This is a genomic window from Mesorhizobium sp. M0016 (assembly GCF_040324035.1).
Taxonomy (GTDB): domain Bacteria; phylum Pseudomonadota; class Alphaproteobacteria; order Rhizobiales; family Rhizobiaceae; genus Mesorhizobium.
Genome location: NZ_JAMYVM010000007.1, coordinates 196,554 through 213,890, shown reverse-complemented (window position 1 = coordinate 213,890; position 17,337 = coordinate 196,554). Strand labels below are relative to the sequence as shown.

Below are 17,337 nucleotides of genomic sequence, written 5' to 3'. Positions count from 1 at the left end.
CGAGAAAAGGTCCACGCCGCAGGAACTCAACGCAGCCAGCCTACGGCCAGTTCCCTGGCGGCATCAAACGCGCGTTGCGGCAGGGTGCCGACGCCGACCGATTCGGCGGCGAAAAGCGGCGTTTCCTGGCTCAGCGTGTCGCCGATCCAGACGCGCAGCGCGCCGACGGGTTGCCCCTCCTCCACCGGCGCCGATACCGGCCCCTGATAGACGATCCTGGCGGTCAGCTTGTCGCGGTTGGCGATCGGCAGCAGGACGTCGATCGGCGCCTTTGCCTTCAGCGCTACGCTGGATTTGGCGCCGCCGAACACCTGGGCCTCGCCGACCACTTCGTTGCTGGCGAAAATCTCGGTCTTCTCGAAGGAGCGGACGCCCCATTCAAGCAGCTTGCGCGCTTCCTCGGCGCGCTCGCGGTCGTTGGCCAATCCGCTCATCGCCGCGATCACCCGCGTCCCGTCATGGCTGACCGAGCCGACGATGCCGAAACCGCCCGCCTCACTCGACCCGACCGCCAGCCCATCGGCACCGATGCCCATGGCCAGCAACGGGTTGCGGTTCTTTTGCGAGATCTTGTTCCAGGTGAAATCGGCCCGGCCGTAATAGAGATAGAGATCCGGATATTCGCGCCATATATGCAGGCCAAGCTGCGCCAGTTCGCGCACCGTCGTCTGCTGGCCGTCGGCCGGCAGGCCGGTCGAATTGACGAATGTCGATTTCGGCAGCCCGATCTGGCGGGCGCGATCGTTCATCTGCGCCGCGAAATTCTCTTCCGAACCGGCCATGCCTTCGGCCAGCACCATGCAGCCGTCATTGGCGGCCTGTATGGTGACCCCCTGGATCAGATCCTCGACCCGGATCGCCGATTTGAGCTTGGCAAACATGGTCGACGTTCCCGAAGGCGCACCGCCCTTGCGCCAGGCATTTTCCGAAACCACGAAGGTGTCGTCGAGGCTCATGCGCTTCGACTTGATGGCGTTGAAGACCATCTCCATCGTCATCAGCTTGGCCATCGAGGCCGGAGGGATCGGTTGGTCGGCATCCTTGGAAAACAGCACCGTGCCGGTTTCGGCATCGATCATGAAAGCCTGCGTGGCCTTGGTCTCAAAAAGCTGCGCGTTGGCCGGAACCAACGCGGCAAGCAAGAAGCCAAGGCCAAAAAGCCCGGCAAAAGGGTGGAAAAGGCGAAATCGCATGAAGAGGCTCGACTGTTAGCCGGCAGAAACTTGCCGCAACGCTATCAGGCTTCTTCCCGGCGGATCAACCGCGCAATGACAAAACCGGCGTGCCTTTGTTGGTCAGTTGCGCACAGCCAGCGCGTCCGGCGCGCCATGCGACCATGCCGCGCGCAAGAGGTCGTCGACATTGCCATTGCCATCCGGATAGAGATTGACCGCGTACCAGTCATTGCCGTCGAGTTCGGTGCTCTGGATTTCGGTCCTGCCGAACGGTTCGAGAGCCGCAGCCACCCGCTTTGCCTCGGCAGCATCGTCGAAGGATCCGGCGGCGACATAGTCGGAAACGGCAGGCGATGCCTGCGGGTTGGATTTCTTCCACGATTGCAGGATGTCGGCTGGCGACATGCCCTGGTCGTCAAGCGCTGCAAAGACGTCGGCGCGCTGTACGCGCTCATCCGCATAGGAGAGCGAAGCCACGGCAAAGGACGATTCCGGGCGCTGAGGCACGATCGGCCCGAATTCAGGCAGCGTCACATCGCTTGAGGCCGGTGCCTGCATCGACATCACTGGCTGTGTGTCGGAATTCGTCAACTGACCAGGAAACGGCACTACGGCAGGGGGTGCGCCAACAGATAGGCTCGGCGAAGGTCCGTTCATCGCCACCATGACGCCGGTCGGCAAGCCATCGGACGGGTCCGGGCGGTTGTTGCCCGGGCGATAGGAGGCGACCAGATATTGGTCGTCGTCGCCGTCGAGCGGCGCGCGGCCGATATATTCCACTTTGACCCTGGCCGTGCCGACCTTGGCATAGTCGAGCATTTGCGCGGCGCGTTCCGAGACATCGATGATGCGTCCCTCATGATAGGGGCCGCGGTCGTTGACGCGCACGATGACCGAGCTTCCGGTCTCGGTGTTGGTGACACGGGCATAGCTCGGCAGCGGCATGGTCGGATGCGCCGCGGTCAGATGGGTCATGTCGTAGACTTCGCCATTGGCTGTGAGACGACCGTGGAAGGCATCGCCATACCAGGAGGCGAGACCGACCTTGGCGTAGCGCTTGTCTTCCTTGGGGTAATACCACTTGCCGCGCACCTGATAGGGCTTGCCCAACTGGTCGCGGCCGCCGCCGCGCCGCATGTACTGAACGCGCGGGCTGGCCTTCACGCCGTACTCGGTCTCGGCAAAATATTCCTTCGAGCGAGGCTTCTTGTAGACCATGGCTTTCGGCTCGGACTGCGGCGACGCGCACGCGGCCAGCAACGCAGCCGAAAGAGCGCACAACACCAAAGCAGGAGCGCGACGAAGACGCCGATGCGTCGTGGTCTGCATGTTTTCCGATGTCCCCTACCGTCTCGACACAGGCGCCGCTTCTAGAATTTCGGCGGATCCAGATGAGCAATGCCTGCGACGCGCCAATCCCCATCCCTTGTGCGCAGGAATTGTTTATCAGCGTATTAATCGATTGTGTCCGGAACCGGGCAGGAATGTGGCGGCCAGGTCCCGGGCTGGCCGGGCGCCTGTGAGGAGGCATCCGAGACCTCTGTCCTTTGGAGTCTGGAAGTGAACCTGTGGCATGAAGCGCGGCTGCCTGGAACCGACCGACCCGAGATACGTTCTGCGCCTCATGGATGAATTCATTGAACGTTTCGGGCAACAGACGTGGCTGCCCTTTTCCGTAATTTCAGCCAGGCTTTTGCTCGCGGCCGTCCTTGGCTCCATCGTTGGGATCGAACGCGAATGGCGTAACCGACCGGCCGGATTGAGGACACACATCCTGGTCTGTGTTGCGACGGCTCTAATTGCCATCCTCACGATCGAGATTACTCATCTTCACGTCTTCGATGGTCAGGAAATCGCCATTGATCCTATCCGCTTGATCGAAGCCACGACTGCCGGCGTGGCATTTCTGGCCGCGGGCTTGATCTTCTTCTCCAAGGGCGAGGTTCAAGGGCTTACCACTGGGGCGGGCATGTGGCTGGCAGGCGCCATAGGCCTGGCGGTTGGGCTCGGGTTCTGGCAGATCGCGGCTTTGGCTACCTTGCTCGCACTTGTCGTGCTGGGTCTTCTGCAACTTGTGCAGGTCGGCAGCAAGGATCGCAATTAGATCCCGGCTCCTTCGAAAACGGGTTCGCAGCTCCGTTCGGGTAACGAACGCCACCCCCTATTATCCATGGCAGCGCCGATGGTTGACTTGGCGATGGGCAACGCTCTAGAGAAATGAACCGCAAGCTGGTCCGGAAGGATAGGTATCATTCGATACCAACTGTCGTTCACTGGGTCGGTTGATGTTCCTAGATGATTGAAAAGTCACGTTGGAGGGATGGCCGAGCGGTTTAAGGCACCGGTCTTGAAAACCGGCGTGGGTGCAAGCCCACCGTGGGTTCGAATCCCACTCCCTCCGCCAGATATTTGGCTACCGTGCTGAGTTGCCTCTGTATTTTCAAAGAGGGCCAAATCTTTCCTAAGTTATTCCTAACTTCCTAAAACGAAGAAGCCTGCCACCGCGAGGCAGCGGGCCAGCGTGAGCGCAAACGTTGCGCCAGCCTCAGGATCAACGTTCGTCCTGGCGATAGAGCCGTTTGGTCGCGCGGTCGCTTTCCATGCGTTCTGCAGGACCACGGTGGCGTCGGGTCATAAGAACGTATGCCATCAGTAGGGCCAGCAACAGTGGCCCACCAGCAACGACGATCAACCACATGACACTTTCAAACATGAGACATCTCCTTCACGTCACAACCGTCAAGGAGAAGAACCGTTCCGTTCAAAGTTACAGCAACACCAGCACCTCCTGCGACTGAGGGTCGTTTTCCCATGTGACCGTTTCGGAAATCCGGGCTCCGCTGCAACAAAAGGCTGCGGCTGCACGTTGCGGTTGATCATTCAACCAGGAGCAAAGCAAATGGCCGACGACAAAACGAAGACGGACTTCCGCGATCGGGACCGCGTCTCTGCCGATGAGGATTATGAAGTCGAGTATTTCGCCACCAAGGCCGGCATCACCCCGCAGCAGGTCAAGGAATTGATCGCGAAGCACGGCAACCGACGCGAGACGCTGGAGCGGGAAGCGAAGGCTCTGGGGAGCGGTAGGTAGGCCGGCATGCCAGAGTACCAGGTGGAAGAGTGGCATGGAGAGGAGTGTGTCTCAACTCAGGCCACGAGCGCCGATGATCCGTTATCTGCGGTAGAGAAGGTCACGGGCCAAAGGGTGTCGCCTAGAGCGCTTCAGGAGCATTGGTTTCGTGTGGTCGATGAAGATGCGCGAAGCACGCATGAATTCAGCCTTGAGGACGGCGGCCCGGCTGGAGATTTCGCAAAATAGCCATGACCAGAATCTCGGACCTGCATTGGGACCAACGCTGCAGATAGGCGAGAAAGGTGCAGCCGCCGGGCGGACCCGACGGCTTATCGTCGATTGGATCGCTGCCGCCGCATGGGGCCTTAAGGCGCGGCCGGCGCCAGCTTGGCGGCTACTTGGTCGATCTTGTCGGCAAGTACGCTATTGGCCCAATCTGTCACCTCAGGGTCAACGGGCTTGTTGGCCATTTGGGCAAGGGCTGCATCGATCGATGGGACGTTGGCAGCGGCAGCTGTGGCGGCGGTCTGAGCAGCGGCCGCATCCTGGGTGGCGTCATCGAGCGCTGCCTGTGCTGCATCGAGGTCGGCCTGCGTCGGGACATCTTCGGGCGGGGTATTCGGGTCAGCCGCTTTCGCATTCAGCGCGTCGAGCGCCGCTTTGGCGTCGGCAACCGCCTGATTAGCGGCATCGAGCGCCGATTGAGCGTTCTTGGCTATTGCCGACTGTGTCACAAAAGCCTGCACGCCAGCGAAGTTCTTGCTCTTGGAGTGCATAAAGGCGTTGGCGTTGCGCTGCAGTGAGTTCAATCGGCCCAGCTTGGCATGGATATTCTTTTCCTTGGACACTGAACCGGTAGCGGCCTTGGCGACCTGGCCCTTGGCGGATGCCGACTTGCCGAGCGAACCGCCGCCTCCGCCATTGCCGCCAGCATTACCGTTTCCTCCGCTATTGCCATTGCCATTGCCGTTACCGTTACCATTGCCATGGCCGTTACCATGGCCGTTGCCACCAGCAGCAGCCAGGGCCGGCGACACCAGAAGCGAGAACACCGCAAATGCAGCAAAAAGGGTCTTTCGGGATGTCATAACTACCTCCGAGATTGCCACCGCCACTAACCGCTATAGCGGGCAACATGAGGAATCGCTAACACAAAGGGTAAACTTGGATATAGCTGTGCTTTCATTGCGAGAACGAAGCGGCCGGCCGGCGAAACGCCAACCAGCATAACTCTTTGAAATTGCTGAAGTAGATCACCCTCGTTGGGACCGGCCGGCCTTCCGAACTCAAAGGTCCTAGACCGCTCGGACCAAGGTCTTAAGCCGTGGTTTCGGCCGCGACTCAGAAGTCGTGACGGCGCGGCGACCTTCGGTAGTCGGCACCGTATCGGCCTGAGGCCGAGCTCGACATCGATCCGCTGCTGTGTCCCAAAACACCTCCTAAGTGCTTGTATTCTCTGTCTTTTGATATAAGCGCTAGTCTGAGGTAAATTTCGACCGGCATATGGCGGGCTTACGTTATGCAGCATCGAACGTTCTTTGGCGGCAAGGTCACCGAGATCCCCACTTCGTTACATTGCGATCCCAGGGGAATGCTGACCGCTATCGAGTTCAGCGGTTACAATTTCCAAGCCGTGCGGGCGTTCGTCGTCACCGCGCCGCGCGGCACGTCGCGGGGCGGACATGCACACGGCTCGGGCCGGCAATTGATGATGCAGCTGTCGGGCGAGATCGGCATCGAATTTCGCTATCAGGAACAGATCGAACGGCTGACGCTCACCGCATCGAACCGCGCGGTGCTGGTCGATGCCCCGGTGTGGGCGCTGCAGACCTATGAAGGCGAGAACCCGTCTTTGCTGGTTTTCTGCGATACCGAATACGACCCTGAAAACTACGTATCGAACCCCTGATGACACTCATCGGGAAAGGAGAGGCCGCGATGCGCGCCAGGACATGACAGCGCCTCGCGGCAGAATGGCTATTCTCGGCGCCGGCATCATGGGCGCCAGCCTCGCTCTCATGATGGCCCGCAGAGGCTACGCGGTGTCCCTCTTCGACAAGGAGAGCGAGCCGATGGCCTGCGCCAGCCGTTGGAACGAGGGCAAGATTCATCTCGGCTATCTCTACGGGAACGATCCCTCGCTGCTGACCGCCCGGCATCTGCTTTCGGGAGGACTGTGTTTCGGCAGGCTTGTTTCCGAGCTGATCGGAAGCAATCTGGAAGCGCACACGACCTTTTCGGAAGACCTTTATCTGGTCCATCGCAACTCGATCGTCGCTGCCGAGGCGCTGGGGGCGATCTTTGAACGTGTGGATGTATTGGTGCGCAGCCACGCTGACGCCACCAGCTACCTTGCCGACGTATCGGCGGCGCGATCGAATCGGCTTTCCAAAACTGAATTGGCCGATGTCACCAACTCGGACCAGATCGTCGGGGGCTTCCAGGTGCCGGAGCGATCCGTCAACACGCGATGGGTTGCCGACCGGCTTTGCGCGGCGCTTCGGGGTGAACCCAATATCAGCTTGCGGATGGCGTCCACAGTCCTGTCGGCACAGCCGGTGGACGGAATTGACGGGAAATGGCGCGTGGCGGTCGCAAGCGAAAAAGGTGAGGCGTTCGACATCGTCGTCAATTGCCTTTGGGAGGGGCGGCTGGCTGTCGACCGCACGGCCGGCATCGAGCCGGTTCCCGGATGGTCGCACCGCTACAGGCTTTGCCTGTTCGGCCGCACCAGCCAGCCTGTCGATGTGCCGTGCGCGGTCGTCGCCCTTGGCCCGTTCGGCGACATAAAAAACTATGACGGGCGCAACTTCTATCTCTCCTGGTACCCGAGCGGGTTGCTTGCGGAGAGTGGCGAATTCTCGATCGAAACGCCACAAGCGCTCGATGCCGACGCACGACAGCGGTTCATCGGCGACGTTCGCGCCACGCTCGCCCGGTTGGTGCCCAGTGTTTCCAGCATGTTCGACGATGCCGAGGAGCTTGAGGTACGCGGCGGCTTCGTGTTTGCGCAAGGGCGTGGTTCGCTCAGCGACCCGAAAGCCACAATCCATCGCCGCGACCAATTCGGGGTCAACCGCCTGGGCAACTACATCTCGGTCGACACAGGTAAATATTCGACGGCGCCGTGGCTTGCCGACAGGCTGGCGCGGCAAATCTGCGGGATCGAGTGAATGGGTGAGACAGAACAGGGCGGCGCGAAGCAGGTAGCGCAGAAACAAGTCCAGCTTCGATCCGGCTGGCGGCCGAAGGTCACGGCGCTGGTGCCGTGCTACAATTCGGCGGCATTCATTTCGCGTATGCTGGACAGCCTCGCCGCGCAGACCTGGGACAATGTCGAGATCCTGGTCGGCGAGGACAATTCGACCGACGCGACATTCGAGATCGTTTCAGCCTTCGCCAGCGGCCGCGACGATGTCCGTATCCTGCGCCGGGACAAAAACCTGGGATGGCTGAAGAACTCCAACGATCTGATGGCCAATGCCAGCGGCGAATTGATGTTCTTTGCCTTCCATGACGACGTCATCGATCCAACCTATATCGAGGCGCTGGTGCGGGCGCTCGATGCCAATCCCGAGGCCGTACTGTCGTTCAGCGACGTCGAAGTGATCGAAGTCAGCGGCGAAAGTGCCACGTGGAAGTTCGACCTGCTGGAGGGCTTGCAGGACGGTTTTGCGCGTGGCCGGGTGATGGCGCGCCAGCCGCATGGATGGTGGGTTCCCAACCGTGGGGTATTCAGGGCCTGGGCGTTCCACCGTAGCGGCGGGATCAAGCCCAACAGCCAAGGCGAATTCAGCGCCGACTGGACCTGGCTTCTGCATCTGTCGCTGCTCGGCGGCTTTGTCCGCGTGCCGCAAGTGCTCTGCCACAAATACTACCGGGCGGGCAGCATCAGCCGGCGCTGGGACCGCAACAGCACCCAACGAAGGGCCTTGCGGGCGGCGGGGATAAGGGAGGTCTGGCACAGCGAGGCCGGCCTTGCACAAAGAGCCTTCCTCGCTGTCTATATCGCCTTGCGGCCGTGGCGGTGGGTGCCGCGATCGCGAGAAGCGCAAAGACGGCGAAACAGGCAATCGGTGCATGGCAGCCCGGACAAATAAGAATGGCGCCGGCGACGTATCAAAGCGGCTGCGTCAAAACACCCTGCCCGGCCAACGGCGATTTCCGCGCATATCCGGCTGCCCCAAAATGGCACTCCGGTTGATTTTTCACGCGAGTTATGGTCGTTCTCCCGCCCATGAAAAAACTATTCCTTGCGGCGCTGGCCTCGGTGACGCTGGCCTGGCCCGCCCACGCGATGGACGCCGCCCTGCGCGCCGGCCTGCTGAAACTCGACCCGGAGACCCGGCTGGAGCAGAGATGCGACGCCGAAGTGCTCGACCGCATCAGCCATGACGACCACAAGTACAAGGCAGACCGCGTCGTCGCCTACGCCTTCGCGACGCCGGAAATGAAGGCCGATGCCATCCGCAGCCCGGGCGCTGCCTTCCGCAGCAAGGGGCAGTGGTACCGGCTGAAGTTCAAATGCGAGACGGCGCCTGACCATATGGAGGTCCTGCAGTTCCGTTACCGCATCGGCGACGAGATTCCGGAAGCCGACTGGGCGAAGTACAATCTCTACGACTGAATTCGCTGCGACCAGAATTCTCTCTGGCAGAACGACCTTCCCTATTCCCGTGGCTTTCAGCGTCGGCCGTTAGAGCGGTTCAGCTTTTTACAGAGCAGCTGACCCACTCTAACTCTTTGTTTTTGCATGATTCCGGGGCGGAAAACCGCTACGCACTTTTCCTGGAATTGCGCCGGCAGTCTCTTGACGCGCGGGAACCATACACGTTAGGGCGTCGGCATATCCGACGACGAACACGCCGATACAGCAAGGGGCTCCGGTCGATGGACATTTTCAGCGCTGCAAGCATGACGGCCCTCCTCCAGGTCATCGCCATCGATCTGGTGCTTGCCGGCGACAATGCCATCGTCATCGGCCTTGCCGCCGCCGGCCTGCCGGTCGAGCAGCGCAAGAAAGCCATCCTGATCGGCGTGTTGGCGGCGACTGTGCTGCGCATCCTGTTTGCCGCCGTCACCGTCAAGCTTCTTGCCATTGTCGGCCTGCTGCTGGCCGGCGGCATCCTTTTGTTGTGGGTGTGCTGGAAGATGTGGCGCGAGCTGCGGACGTCGCATGCCGACGAGTTCGAGGCGACCGAGGCGCTCTCCGATTCCGACCTCAACAGCGACAGAACGGTAGGTGGCAAGGCGCCGCGCAAGACGCTCGGCCAGGCGGCCCTGCAGATCGTCGTCGCCGATGTTTCGATGTCGCTGGACAATGTGCTGGCGGTCGCCGGTGCGGCGCGCGATCATTTTCCGGTGCTTGTCATAGGCCTGGTGCTGTCGATCGCCTTGATGGGCTTGGCCGCGAGCTTCATTGCCAAGCTGCTGCACCGCCACCGCTGGATCGCTTATGTCGGCCTGCTGATCATTCTCTACGTCGCGATCGATATGGTCTATCGCGGCGTTGTCGAGGTCTGGCCGCATGTCAGTCCTGTGGTGAGCTGACTCTGCCGGTCCTACAGCTTCTGTATACTACGGGTATCTGCCGGAGGCAGTGGTCGCGTTCGCCGCAGCCGCTGCCCATACCAATGCCGCAATAAGTGTGGTACTGGCCGCCGATCCCGAAAAACCCGGAATGTTTCTCATGTCTGCGCCTCGCGTCAGTTTCGTCAGCCTTGGATGCCCGAAGGCGCTTGTGGATTCCGAGCGCATCATCACGCGCCTGCGCGCCGAAGGCTATGAGATCGCGCGCAAGCATGACGGCGCGGACCTTGTCGTCGTCAACACCTGCGGCTTTCTCGATTCGGCCCGCGACGAATCGCTCAACGCCATTGGTTCGGCGCTTTCGGAAAACGGCCGGGTGATCGTCACCGGCTGCCTCGGCGCCGAGCCGGACGTCATACGAGAGAAGCACCCCAACGTCCTCGCCATCACCGGCCCGCAGGCCTATGAGAGCGTGATGGCCGCGGTGCATGAGGCGGCGCCGCCCAGCCACGATCCCTATATCGACCTTCTGCCGCCGCAAGGCGTCAAGCTGACGCCGCGCCACTACGCCTATCTCAAGATTTCCGAAGGCTGCAACAACCGCTGCACCTTCTGCATCATTCCGGCACTGCGCGGCGACCTCGTCTCGCGCCCGGCGGCCGATGTGCTGCGCGAGGCCGAGAAGCTGGCCAAGGCCGGCGTCAAGGAACTGCTGGTCATCTCGCAGGACACCAGCGCCTACGGCATCGACATCAAGTACCAGACGTCGATGTTCGGCGACCGCGAAGTGCGGGCGAAATTCCTCGACCTTTCGGAGGAGCTGGGCAAGCTCGGCATCTGGGTACGCATGCACTATGTCTACCCCTACCCGCATGTCGCCGATGTCATCCCGCTAATGGCGGATGGAAAAATCCTTCCCTATCTGGACATCCCCTTCCAGCACGCCTCGCCGCAGGTGCTGAAGAACATGCGCCGTCCAGCCCATGGCGAAAAGACGCTGGAGCGCATTCGCGGCTGGCGCGAGGTGTGCCCGGATCTGGCGATACGCTCGACCTTCATCGTCGGTTTCCCCGGCGAGACCGACGAGGATTTCGAGATGCTGCTCGACTGGCTGGACGAGGCCAGGATCGATCGCGCCGGCTGCTTTAAATACGAGCCGGTCCGCGGCGCCCGCTCCAACGATCTCGGCCTCGAACAGGTGCCGCAGGAGATCAAGGAAGCGCGCTGGCATCGCTTCATGCAGCGCCAGCAGAAGATCTCGGCGACGCAGCTGGCCAAGAAGGTCGGCAAGCGCCTGCCGGTGCTGATCGACGAGGCGCATGGCACGTCTGCCAAGGGCCGGACAAAATACGACGCGCCCGAGATCGACGGTTCGGTGCATATCCAGTCGCGCCGCCCGCTGCGCCAAGGCGACATCGTCACGGTCAAGATCGACCGCGCCGACGCCTACGACCTTTACGGCTCGGCGGTTTAGAAAATTACCAAAAAGGGCGCCTCCCGGCGCCCTCGGATTTTTGGCACAGCCCTCGGCGCGGTTTCGCAGTCGAAGCGTGCAGCCCGCGAAATGAAAAAGGGCGCCGCGCGGCGCCCCTTCTCCTTTGCGTTTCCGATATTTACTGCGGCAACTTGTCGTCGACGCCCTTCACATAGAAGTTCATGCCGAGCAGCGTGCCGTCGTCGGCGACTTCGCCGTCCTTGAGCCACGGCGTGCCGTCCTGCTTGGCGACCGGTCCGGTGAAGGGGTTCCAGCCATCTGCGATTTTCTTGGCGGTTGCCTCGGCCATCGCCTTCACATCGTCCGGCATGTTGGTGAAGGGCGCCAGCTTGACGGCGCCGTCCTTGATGCCGAGCCAGACATTGTCCGGCTTCCAGGTGCCGTCGAGCGCTGCCTGAACGCGGCTGATGTAGTACGGCCCCCATTCGTCCGTCAGCGAGGTCAGCTGCGCGTTCGGCGCGAACTTGATCATGTCGGAGGACTGGCCGAAGCCGTGCAGCTTGCGCTCTTCCGCCACCTGCAAGGCAGCGGTGGAATCGGTGTGCTGAACGATGATGTCGGCGCCCTGATCGAACAGTGCCTTGGCCGCGTCAGCTTCCTTGCCCGGATCGAACCAGGAGTTCACCCAGACGATCTTGGCCTTGAAGTTCGGGTTGACCGACTGCGCGCCGAGCATGAAGGAGTTGATACCCATCACCACTTCGGGGATCGGGAAGGAAACGATATAGCCGGCGACCCCTGCCTTCGATTCCTTGGCGGCGATCTGGCCGAGCACATAGCGGCCTTCATAGAAGCGCGCATTGTAGATGCCGAGATTGTCAGCGGTCTTGTAGCCGGTGGCGTGCTCGAACATCACTTTGGGGAACTTCTTGGCGACCTTCACTTCCGGGTCCATGAAGCCGAAAGAGGTGCCGAAGATGATCTTGCAGCCTTCGCGCGCCAGACGCTCGAAAGCGCGGTCGGCATCGGGACCTTCCGAGACGTTCTCGAGATAGGCGGTTTCGACCTTGTCGCCGAGCGCCTTTTCCACCTCGAGGCGGCCCTGGTCGTGCTGGTAGGAATAGCCGAAGTCGCCGATCGGGCCGGTGTAGACCCAGCATGCCTTCAACTTGTCGGCGGCCTGCGCGGACGCCGCCAGTGACATGGCGGCGGTCGTGGTCATCAACGCAATAAGCAGTTTTTTCATTGTGTTACCTCTCTGAGTTTAGCCTTGGAGCTTCCCGTTTGTTTTTGTTGTCAACGATCCGGAACGAATGGCTGCCCCAAGGAAGCCGGCGTATTCATCATCGTCAGACGCTTGTTGCGCGAGATTAGAACGAGAACCACGACGGTTGCCAGATAGGGCAGAGAAGAAAGCAGCTGCGAAGGCACCGGAATGCCAAATGCCTGTGCATGAAGCTGGCCGATCCACACCGCGCCGAAGATGTAGGCGCCGGCGAGCACGCGCCACGGCCGCCAGGAGGCGAAGACGACCAGCGCCAGCGCGATCCAGCCGCGGCCCGCGCTCATGTTCTCCACCCATTGCGGCGTGTAGACCAGCGACAGATGGCCGCCGGCAAGGCCGGCGCAGGCGCCGCCGAAGATGACCGCGAGATAGCGGTAGCGGATGACCTTGATGCCGAGCGCATGCGCCGATGTGTGGCTGTCGCCGATCGAGCGCAGAGTGAGGCCGGTGCGGGTCTTGAACAGGAACCACATGACGGCCGCCGTCAGCGCGATCGAGATGTAGAAGATCGGGTCCTGGCCGAACAACAGCCTGCCGACCACGGGAATGTCGGTGAGCACCGGAACGTAGAGGTTTGGCAGCCGCTCGCCGGGCTGGCCGACGAAGCTGGTCCCCATCATGCCGGAAAGGCCGAGGCCGAGCAGCGTCAACGACAGGCCGGTCGCCACCTGATTGGTGGCGAGCGACAGCGTCATCACCGCAAACAGCAGCGAGAACACCGCGCCCATGGCAATTGCCGCCAACAGGCCCATCCAGGGCGATCCCGTGAGATAGCCGGCTCCGAAGCCGCCGACGGCGCCCATGATCATCATGCCTTCGACGCCGAGGTTGAGCACGCCGGAGCGCTCGACCACCAGTTCGCCGATGGCCGCTATTAAAAGCGGCGTCGCCGCCGTGGCGATGGTCAAAAGGATGTTGACGGCGATGTCCATCAGCGGGCTTCCTTCAACTTCGGCGCGGCTTCAAGCTTCGCCGCGCTTTTCGTCAGCGCCATGCCGACCAGACGGATGCGATAGTGGATGAGCGTGTCGCAGCCGAGCACGAAGAACAAAAGCATGCCCTGGAACACGCGTGCCACTTTGTCGGAAATGCCGAGCGCGCTCTGCACCGCCTCGCCGCCGAGATAGGTCAACGCCAGCACCAGGCCGGCGGCGACAATGCCGAGCGGATTGAGCCGGCCGAGGAACGCGACAATAATGGCGGTGAAGCCGTAGCCGGGCGAGATCACCGGCTGGAGCTGGCCGATGGCGCCGGAGACTTCCGAAATGCCGGCAAGCCCAGCCAGCGCGCCTGACAGCAGGAAGGCGAAGAACACCATGCGGTTGAGGCCGAAACCGGCGAAGCGCCCTGCCCTCGGGCTGGAGCCGAGCACGCGGACCTCAAAACCCTTGAGCAGGCGGCTCATCAGCACCCAGATCAGCACGGCTGCAACAAGCGCGAAGACAAAACCCCAATTGGCGCGGCCGGCATCCGGCATCAGTTCCGGCAGGACCGCCGAGTCATTGAACTGGATCGTCTGCGGGAAACCGTGGCCCTGTGGATCGCGCCAGGGGCCGCGCACCAGCCAGTCGAGGAAAAGCTGGGCGACATAGACCAGCATCAGGCTGGTCAGGATTTCGTTGGTGCCGAAGCGCGTCTTCAAGAGAGCCGGGATTGCTGCATAGGCGGCACCGCCGACCATGCCGAACAACAGCATCAGCGGCAGCACCAGCGGGCCTTCGAACCCGGGAAACAGCACCGGAATGGCCGAGCCGAAAATGCCGCCGAGGATGAACTGTCCCTCAGCGCCGATGTTCCAGATGTTGGCCTTGTAACAGACCGACAGGCCGACCGCGATCAGGATCAACGGCGCGGCCTTGATCGCCAGCTCATGCAGCTGCCAGACCTGGCTGATCGGCTCGATGAAATAGATCTCAAATGCGCTCAGCGGGTTGACGCCGAGCAGCGCGAACAGAACCGCGCCGGCGATGATCGTTAGGGCGAAGGCGATGAAGGGCGACAGCGCCGAAAAGAGCATAGAGCGCTGCGGGCGTTTGACGAGTTCGAGGCGCATCATGCCGTCTCCAGACCATGTTCGGCGTGGCCAGGCTCGGCGCCGCCCATCAACAGACCGACCTTTTCGAAAGTTGCCTCGGCGATCGGCAGCGGTTTGGACAATTCGCCATTGTGCATGACCGCGATCGCGTCCGAAATCTCGAACAGCTCATCGAGGTCCTGGCTGATGACCAGAACTGCCGAGCCGCTGCGCGCCAGTTCGATCAGCGCCTGGCGGATGTGGGCGGCGGCACCGGCGTCGACGCCCCAGGTCGGCTGGTTGACGACCATGACGGCAGGGCTGCGGTCGAGTTCGCGACCGACGATGAATTTCTGCAAATTGCCGCCCGAAAGGGCCGCAGCTTCCGGATCGGGCGCGCTCTTGCGCACATCCATCGCCACGATGATGCGCTGGGCGGCGGCATAGACCGCACCGCTTTTGACGGCGCCGCCGGCGCCGACAAAAACCTTGCCGTCGGTGGCGTGCCGCGACAGAAGCAGGTTTTCCGAAAGCTTCATGCGTGGCGCCGCGCCATGGCCGAGGCGTTCTTCCGGCACGAAGGCAGCGCCCATCAGCCGCCGGCCTGTGATCGAGAGCGAGCCGGCATCCTTGCCGCGGATGCGCACGGATGCGGCGTCCTGCTGCAGCACCTCGCCGGAGACGGATTCGAAGAACTCGCCCTGGCCGTTGCCGGCGACACCGGCAATGCCGATCACCTCGCCGGCGCGCACAGTGAGGTTGATATTCTTCAGCGGAATCGAAAACGGCGTTGCCGGCTTGCGGCTGAGGGCGCGGATTTCGAGCAGCGGCTGCGCGGTCTCGATGCCTTCGGCCGGCGCACGCACCACGGCCTTCACCTCGTTGCCGACCATCATGCGGGCCAGCGACGAAGCCGTTTCCTCGCGCGGATTGCAATGGCCGACGACCTTGCCGTGACGCAGCACGGTCGCGCGGTCGCAAATGCGTTTGACCTCTTCCAGCCGGTGCGAAATGTAGAGGATGGATTTGCCCTCCGAGCGCAGGCGCTCAAGCGTTTCGAACAGCTTGTCGGCTTCCTGCGGCGTCAGCACCGAGGTCGGCTCGTCGAGGATGATGAGTTGCGGCGTCTGCAATAGGCAGCGGATGATCTCGATGCGCTGGCGTTCGCCGACCGAGAGATCGCCGACCAGCGAGTCCGGATCGAGCGGCAGGCCATAGCTGAAGGAAAGCGCCCTCGCCTTGGCCGCGATCGAGTTGATCGGTGAGCCGTCATCCAGAGACAGAGCGATATTCTCGGCCGCGGTCAGCGCCTCGAACAGCGAAAAGTGCTGAAACACCATGCCGATGCCGAGCTTCTTCGCCATGCCCGGACTGGTGATCCGCACCGCTTCGCCGTTCCAGAATATCTCGCCGGAATTGGGCTCCAGCGAGCCGAACAGCATCTTGACCAGCGTCGACTTGCCGGCGCCGTTTTCGCCAAGCAGCGCGTGGATCTCGCCCTTGGCGATGTTGAGGTCGATATGATCGCACGCCGTCAGCGTGCCGAATATCTTGGTCAGGCCACGAACCTCAAGCAGGTTCGCTCCATCATGATCTGCACTCACAGTGCCTCCCATCCGGTTCCCGGACATGTTCTGTGTTCCCGCCAGCATGGTATGCGCTGGCCGCTCTCGTGCGAAAGCAGCACCCGCCTTGAAAGAGCTTCAAGAATTTCAGCGGAAACTCAAGGGGTAAAGATTGGCCTGCTTCGCACAACAAACCGATCGCCCGGTTTTTCGGGTAAACAGTGCCTGGCGTCGCGGCAAAACGCTGAAAAGCAAGGCAGATCAGGGGATCAGTATGGTCGTGCCAGTGGTCTTGCGCCCTTCGAGATCGGCTTGCGCCTTCCCCGCGTCCTTCAGCGCATAACGCTGGTTGATCTTGATCTCGACCGCACCGCTCAACACCACTTCGAACAATGCCGCGGCGGAGACTTCGAGGTCTTCACGCTTGGCGTTGTAGACGAACAAAGTCGGCCTGGTAGCGAACAGCGAGCCCTTCTGCGCCAGCAGCGACATCGAAAATGGCGGGATCGGTCCAGAGGACTGACCGAAAGAGACGAACATGCCGAGCGGCTTCAGACAGTCGAGCGAGGCCGGGAATGTGTCATTGCCGACCGAATCGTAGACGACGTCGCATTTCTTGCCGCCGGTGATGGCGGCGACGCCAGCGACGAAATCCTGCTCCTTGTAGTTGATGACATGGCCGAAGCCATGCGCCTTGGCGAGCTCGATCTTGTCGGTTGAGCTTGCCGTGCCGATCACGGTGGCGCCGAGATGCTTTGCCCATTGTCCCAGGATCAGCCCGACGCCACCGGCGGCGGCATGAAACAGGATGGTGTCGCCTGCCTTCACCTTGAAGGTCCGGCGCAACAGATACTCCGCCGTCATGCCTTTTAGCATCATGCCGGCGGCCTGTTCGTCGCTGATGCCGTCCGGCACCTTGACGACGCGGTCGGCGGCGACGACGCGCTGTTCGGCATAGGCACCGACATTGACGGCATAGGCGATGCGGTCGCCCGGCTTCAGCCAGTCGATGCCTGCACCGACCTCGAGAACCACACCTGCCGCCTCGCCGCCCGGGATCAGCGGGAAGCCGCCGGGCGGCGGATAGAGGCCGATGCGGTGATAGACATCGATGAAATTGAGGCCGATCGCGGTGTGCCTGACCAGGATCTGCCCGGCGCCGGGTTGTCCCGGATCGGCGTCTTCATAGGTCAGGACTTCCGGACCGCCATGGGCGTGGATACGGATTGCTTTGGACATTTGTGGGCTTTCCTGCGGTCAG

Annotated in this window: 17 protein-coding genes and 1 tRNA gene; 9 read left to right on the top strand and 9 right to left on the bottom strand. The window is 61.8% G+C overall.

The window, feature by feature from the left end; translation table 11 throughout:
• Positions 1-26 precede the first annotated feature (26 nt).
• Both NKJ88_RS13510 and NKJ88_RS13505 read right to left on the bottom strand, forming a co-directional pair.
• Positions 27-1,193: a D-alanyl-D-alanine carboxypeptidase family protein gene (locus NKJ88_RS13510; protein ID WP_023736648.1), complete on the bottom strand. Its 1,167-nt coding sequence runs from the start codon at positions 1,191-1,193 to the stop codon at positions 27-29.
• Between the two features lie 102 nt (positions 1,194-1,295).
• Positions 1,296-2,504 carry a septal ring lytic transglycosylase RlpA family protein gene (locus tag NKJ88_RS13505; protein ID WP_352444328.1) on the bottom strand — a complete coding sequence of 403 codons (1,209 nt, stop codon included), beginning with the start codon at positions 2,502-2,504 and terminating at the stop codon, positions 1,296-1,298.
• Positions 2,505-2,799: 295 nt separating this feature from the next.
• Between NKJ88_RS13505 and NKJ88_RS13500 the strand changes: the two genes are divergently transcribed.
• Positions 2,800-3,279 (top strand): MgtC/SapB family protein, encoded by a 480-nt coding sequence (locus tag NKJ88_RS13500; protein ID WP_027050850.1) that lies wholly within the window; start codon positions 2,800-2,802, stop codon positions 3,277-3,279.
• A gap of 210 nt (positions 3,280-3,489) precedes the next feature.
• Positions 3,490-3,579: transfer RNA gene (locus NKJ88_RS13495), tRNA-Ser, on the top strand.
• A 147-nt stretch (positions 3,580-3,726) separates the two neighbouring features.
• Here the strand turns inward: NKJ88_RS13495 and NKJ88_RS13490 are convergent.
• Positions 3,727-3,888 carry a hypothetical protein gene (locus NKJ88_RS13490; protein WP_023691300.1) on the bottom strand — a complete coding sequence of 54 codons (162 nt, stop codon included), beginning with the start codon at positions 3,886-3,888 and terminating at the stop codon, positions 3,727-3,729.
• A gap of 186 nt (positions 3,889-4,074) precedes the next feature.
• Here NKJ88_RS13490 and NKJ88_RS13485 point away from each other — a divergent pair, with 186 nt between their 5' ends.
• Positions 4,075-4,266, top strand: coding sequence for a DUF3606 domain-containing protein (locus NKJ88_RS13485; RefSeq protein ID WP_023668952.1), 192 nt, complete (start codon positions 4,075-4,077; stop codon positions 4,264-4,266).
• A gap of 347 nt (positions 4,267-4,613) precedes the next feature.
• Here NKJ88_RS13485 and NKJ88_RS13480 read toward each other — a convergent pair whose 3' ends face one another.
• Positions 4,614-5,336 (bottom strand): hypothetical protein, encoded by a 723-nt coding sequence (locus tag NKJ88_RS13480; protein ID WP_023668954.1) that lies wholly within the window; start codon positions 5,334-5,336, stop codon positions 4,614-4,616.
• A gap of 431 nt (positions 5,337-5,767) precedes the next feature.
• On the opposite strand from NKJ88_RS13480, the gene NKJ88_RS13475 reads away from it, so the two are divergent.
• The 6 genes from NKJ88_RS13475 (at position 5,768) to rimO (ending at position 11,251) form a co-directional block, all read left to right on the top strand.
• Complete coding sequence (locus NKJ88_RS13475; RefSeq protein WP_023696117.1) at positions 5,768-6,157, top strand: sugar 3,4-ketoisomerase; 390 nt, start codon at positions 5,768-5,770, stop codon at positions 6,155-6,157.
• A 64-nt stretch (positions 6,158-6,221) separates the two neighbouring features.
• Positions 6,222-7,421 (top strand): FAD-dependent oxidoreductase, encoded by a 1,200-nt coding sequence (locus NKJ88_RS13470; protein WP_352444325.1) that lies wholly within the window; start codon positions 6,222-6,224, stop codon positions 7,419-7,421.
• Positions 7,422-8,348, top strand: a complete 927-nt coding sequence (locus NKJ88_RS13465; protein WP_352444323.1) for a glycosyltransferase family 2 protein — start codon at positions 7,422-7,424, stop codon at positions 8,346-8,348.
• Between the two features lie 119 nt (positions 8,349-8,467).
• Positions 8,468-8,875 (top strand): DUF930 domain-containing protein, encoded by a 408-nt coding sequence (locus tag NKJ88_RS13460; RefSeq protein ID WP_032889884.1) that lies wholly within the window; start codon positions 8,468-8,470, stop codon positions 8,873-8,875.
• A gap of 263 nt (positions 8,876-9,138) precedes the next feature.
• Positions 9,139-9,798 (top strand): TerC family protein, encoded by a 660-nt coding sequence (locus NKJ88_RS13455; protein ID WP_023668959.1) that lies wholly within the window; start codon positions 9,139-9,141, stop codon positions 9,796-9,798.
• Positions 9,799-9,937: 139 nt separating this feature from the next.
• Positions 9,938-11,251, top strand: a complete 1,314-nt coding sequence (rimO, locus tag NKJ88_RS13450) for a 30S ribosomal protein S12 methylthiotransferase RimO (RefSeq protein WP_023691314.1) — start codon at positions 9,938-9,940, stop codon at positions 11,249-11,251.
• A gap of 139 nt (positions 11,252-11,390) precedes the next feature.
• On the opposite strand, the gene NKJ88_RS13445 is transcribed toward rimO, so the two are convergent.
• The 5 genes from NKJ88_RS13445 to NKJ88_RS13425 all read right to left on the bottom strand — a co-directional run bounded on the left by NKJ88_RS13445 (position 11,391) and on the right by NKJ88_RS13425 (position 17,315).
• Positions 11,391-12,458: a BMP family ABC transporter substrate-binding protein gene (locus NKJ88_RS13445; protein ID WP_023682527.1), complete on the bottom strand. Its 1,068-nt coding sequence runs from the start codon at positions 12,456-12,458 to the stop codon at positions 11,391-11,393.
• A 50-nt stretch (positions 12,459-12,508) separates the two neighbouring features.
• Positions 12,509-13,429: an ABC transporter permease gene (locus tag NKJ88_RS13440; protein WP_023682526.1), complete on the bottom strand. Its 921-nt coding sequence runs from the start codon at positions 13,427-13,429 to the stop codon at positions 12,509-12,511.
• Positions 13,429-14,553 carry an ABC transporter permease gene (locus NKJ88_RS13435; protein WP_031193354.1) on the bottom strand — a complete coding sequence of 375 codons (1,125 nt, stop codon included), beginning with the start codon at positions 14,551-14,553 and terminating at the stop codon, positions 13,429-13,431. The genes NKJ88_RS13440 and NKJ88_RS13435 overlap by 1 nt, the downstream gene beginning before the upstream one ends.
• On the bottom strand, positions 14,550-16,127 hold the full coding sequence (locus NKJ88_RS13430; RefSeq protein WP_352444395.1) for an ABC transporter ATP-binding protein: 1,578 nt from the start codon (positions 16,125-16,127) through the stop codon (positions 14,550-14,552). The genes NKJ88_RS13435 and NKJ88_RS13430 overlap by 4 nt, the downstream gene beginning before the upstream one ends.
• Positions 16,128-16,337: 210 nt before the next feature.
• Positions 16,338-17,315, bottom strand: coding sequence for a quinone oxidoreductase family protein (locus tag NKJ88_RS13425; RefSeq protein WP_352444321.1), 978 nt, complete (start codon positions 17,313-17,315; stop codon positions 16,338-16,340).
• Between the last annotated feature and the right edge of the window lie 22 nt (positions 17,316-17,337).

Coding starts and splice junctions, on each gene's coding strand:
- NKJ88_RS13510 (WP_023736648.1), bottom strand. CDS start 1,193: ATGCGATTTCGCCTTTTCCACCCTTTTGCCGGGCTTTTTGGCCTTGGC.
- NKJ88_RS13505 (WP_352444328.1), bottom strand. CDS start 2,504: ATGCAGACCACGACGCATCGGCGTCTTCGTCGCGCTCCTGCTTTGGTG.
- NKJ88_RS13500 (WP_027050850.1), top strand. CDS start 2,800: ATGGATGAATTCATTGAACGTTTCGGGCAACAGACGTGGCTGCCCTTT.
- NKJ88_RS13490 (WP_023691300.1), bottom strand. CDS start 3,888: ATGTTTGAAAGTGTCATGTGGTTGATCGTCGTTGCTGGTGGGCCACTG.
- NKJ88_RS13485 (WP_023668952.1), top strand. CDS start 4,075: ATGGCCGACGACAAAACGAAGACGGACTTCCGCGATCGGGACCGCGTC.
- NKJ88_RS13480 (WP_023668954.1), bottom strand. CDS start 5,336: ATGACATCCCGAAAGACCCTTTTTGCTGCATTTGCGGTGTTCTCGCTT.
- NKJ88_RS13475 (WP_023696117.1), top strand. CDS start 5,768: ATGCAGCATCGAACGTTCTTTGGCGGCAAGGTCACCGAGATCCCCACT.
- NKJ88_RS13470 (WP_352444325.1), top strand. CDS start 6,222: ATGGCTATTCTCGGCGCCGGCATCATGGGCGCCAGCCTCGCTCTCATG.
- NKJ88_RS13465 (WP_352444323.1), top strand. CDS start 7,422: ATGGGTGAGACAGAACAGGGCGGCGCGAAGCAGGTAGCGCAGAAACAA.
- NKJ88_RS13460 (WP_032889884.1), top strand. CDS start 8,468: ATGGTCGTTCTCCCGCCCATGAAAAAACTATTCCTTGCGGCGCTGGCC.
- NKJ88_RS13455 (WP_023668959.1), top strand. CDS start 9,139: ATGGACATTTTCAGCGCTGCAAGCATGACGGCCCTCCTCCAGGTCATC.
- rimO (WP_023691314.1), top strand. CDS start 9,938: ATGTCTGCGCCTCGCGTCAGTTTCGTCAGCCTTGGATGCCCGAAGGCG.
- NKJ88_RS13445 (WP_023682527.1), bottom strand. CDS start 12,458: ATGAAAAAACTGCTTATTGCGTTGATGACCACGACCGCCGCCATGTCA.
- NKJ88_RS13440 (WP_023682526.1), bottom strand. CDS start 13,429: ATGGACATCGCCGTCAACATCCTTTTGACCATCGCCACGGCGGCGACG.
- NKJ88_RS13435 (WP_031193354.1), bottom strand. CDS start 14,553: ATGATGCGCCTCGAACTCGTCAAACGCCCGCAGCGCTCTATGCTCTTT.
- NKJ88_RS13430 (WP_352444395.1), bottom strand. CDS start 16,127: ATGGGAGGCACTGTGAGTGCAGATCATGATGGAGCGAACCTGCTTGAG.
- NKJ88_RS13425 (WP_352444321.1), bottom strand. CDS start 17,315: ATGTCCAAAGCAATCCGTATCCACGCCCATGGCGGTCCGGAAGTCCTG.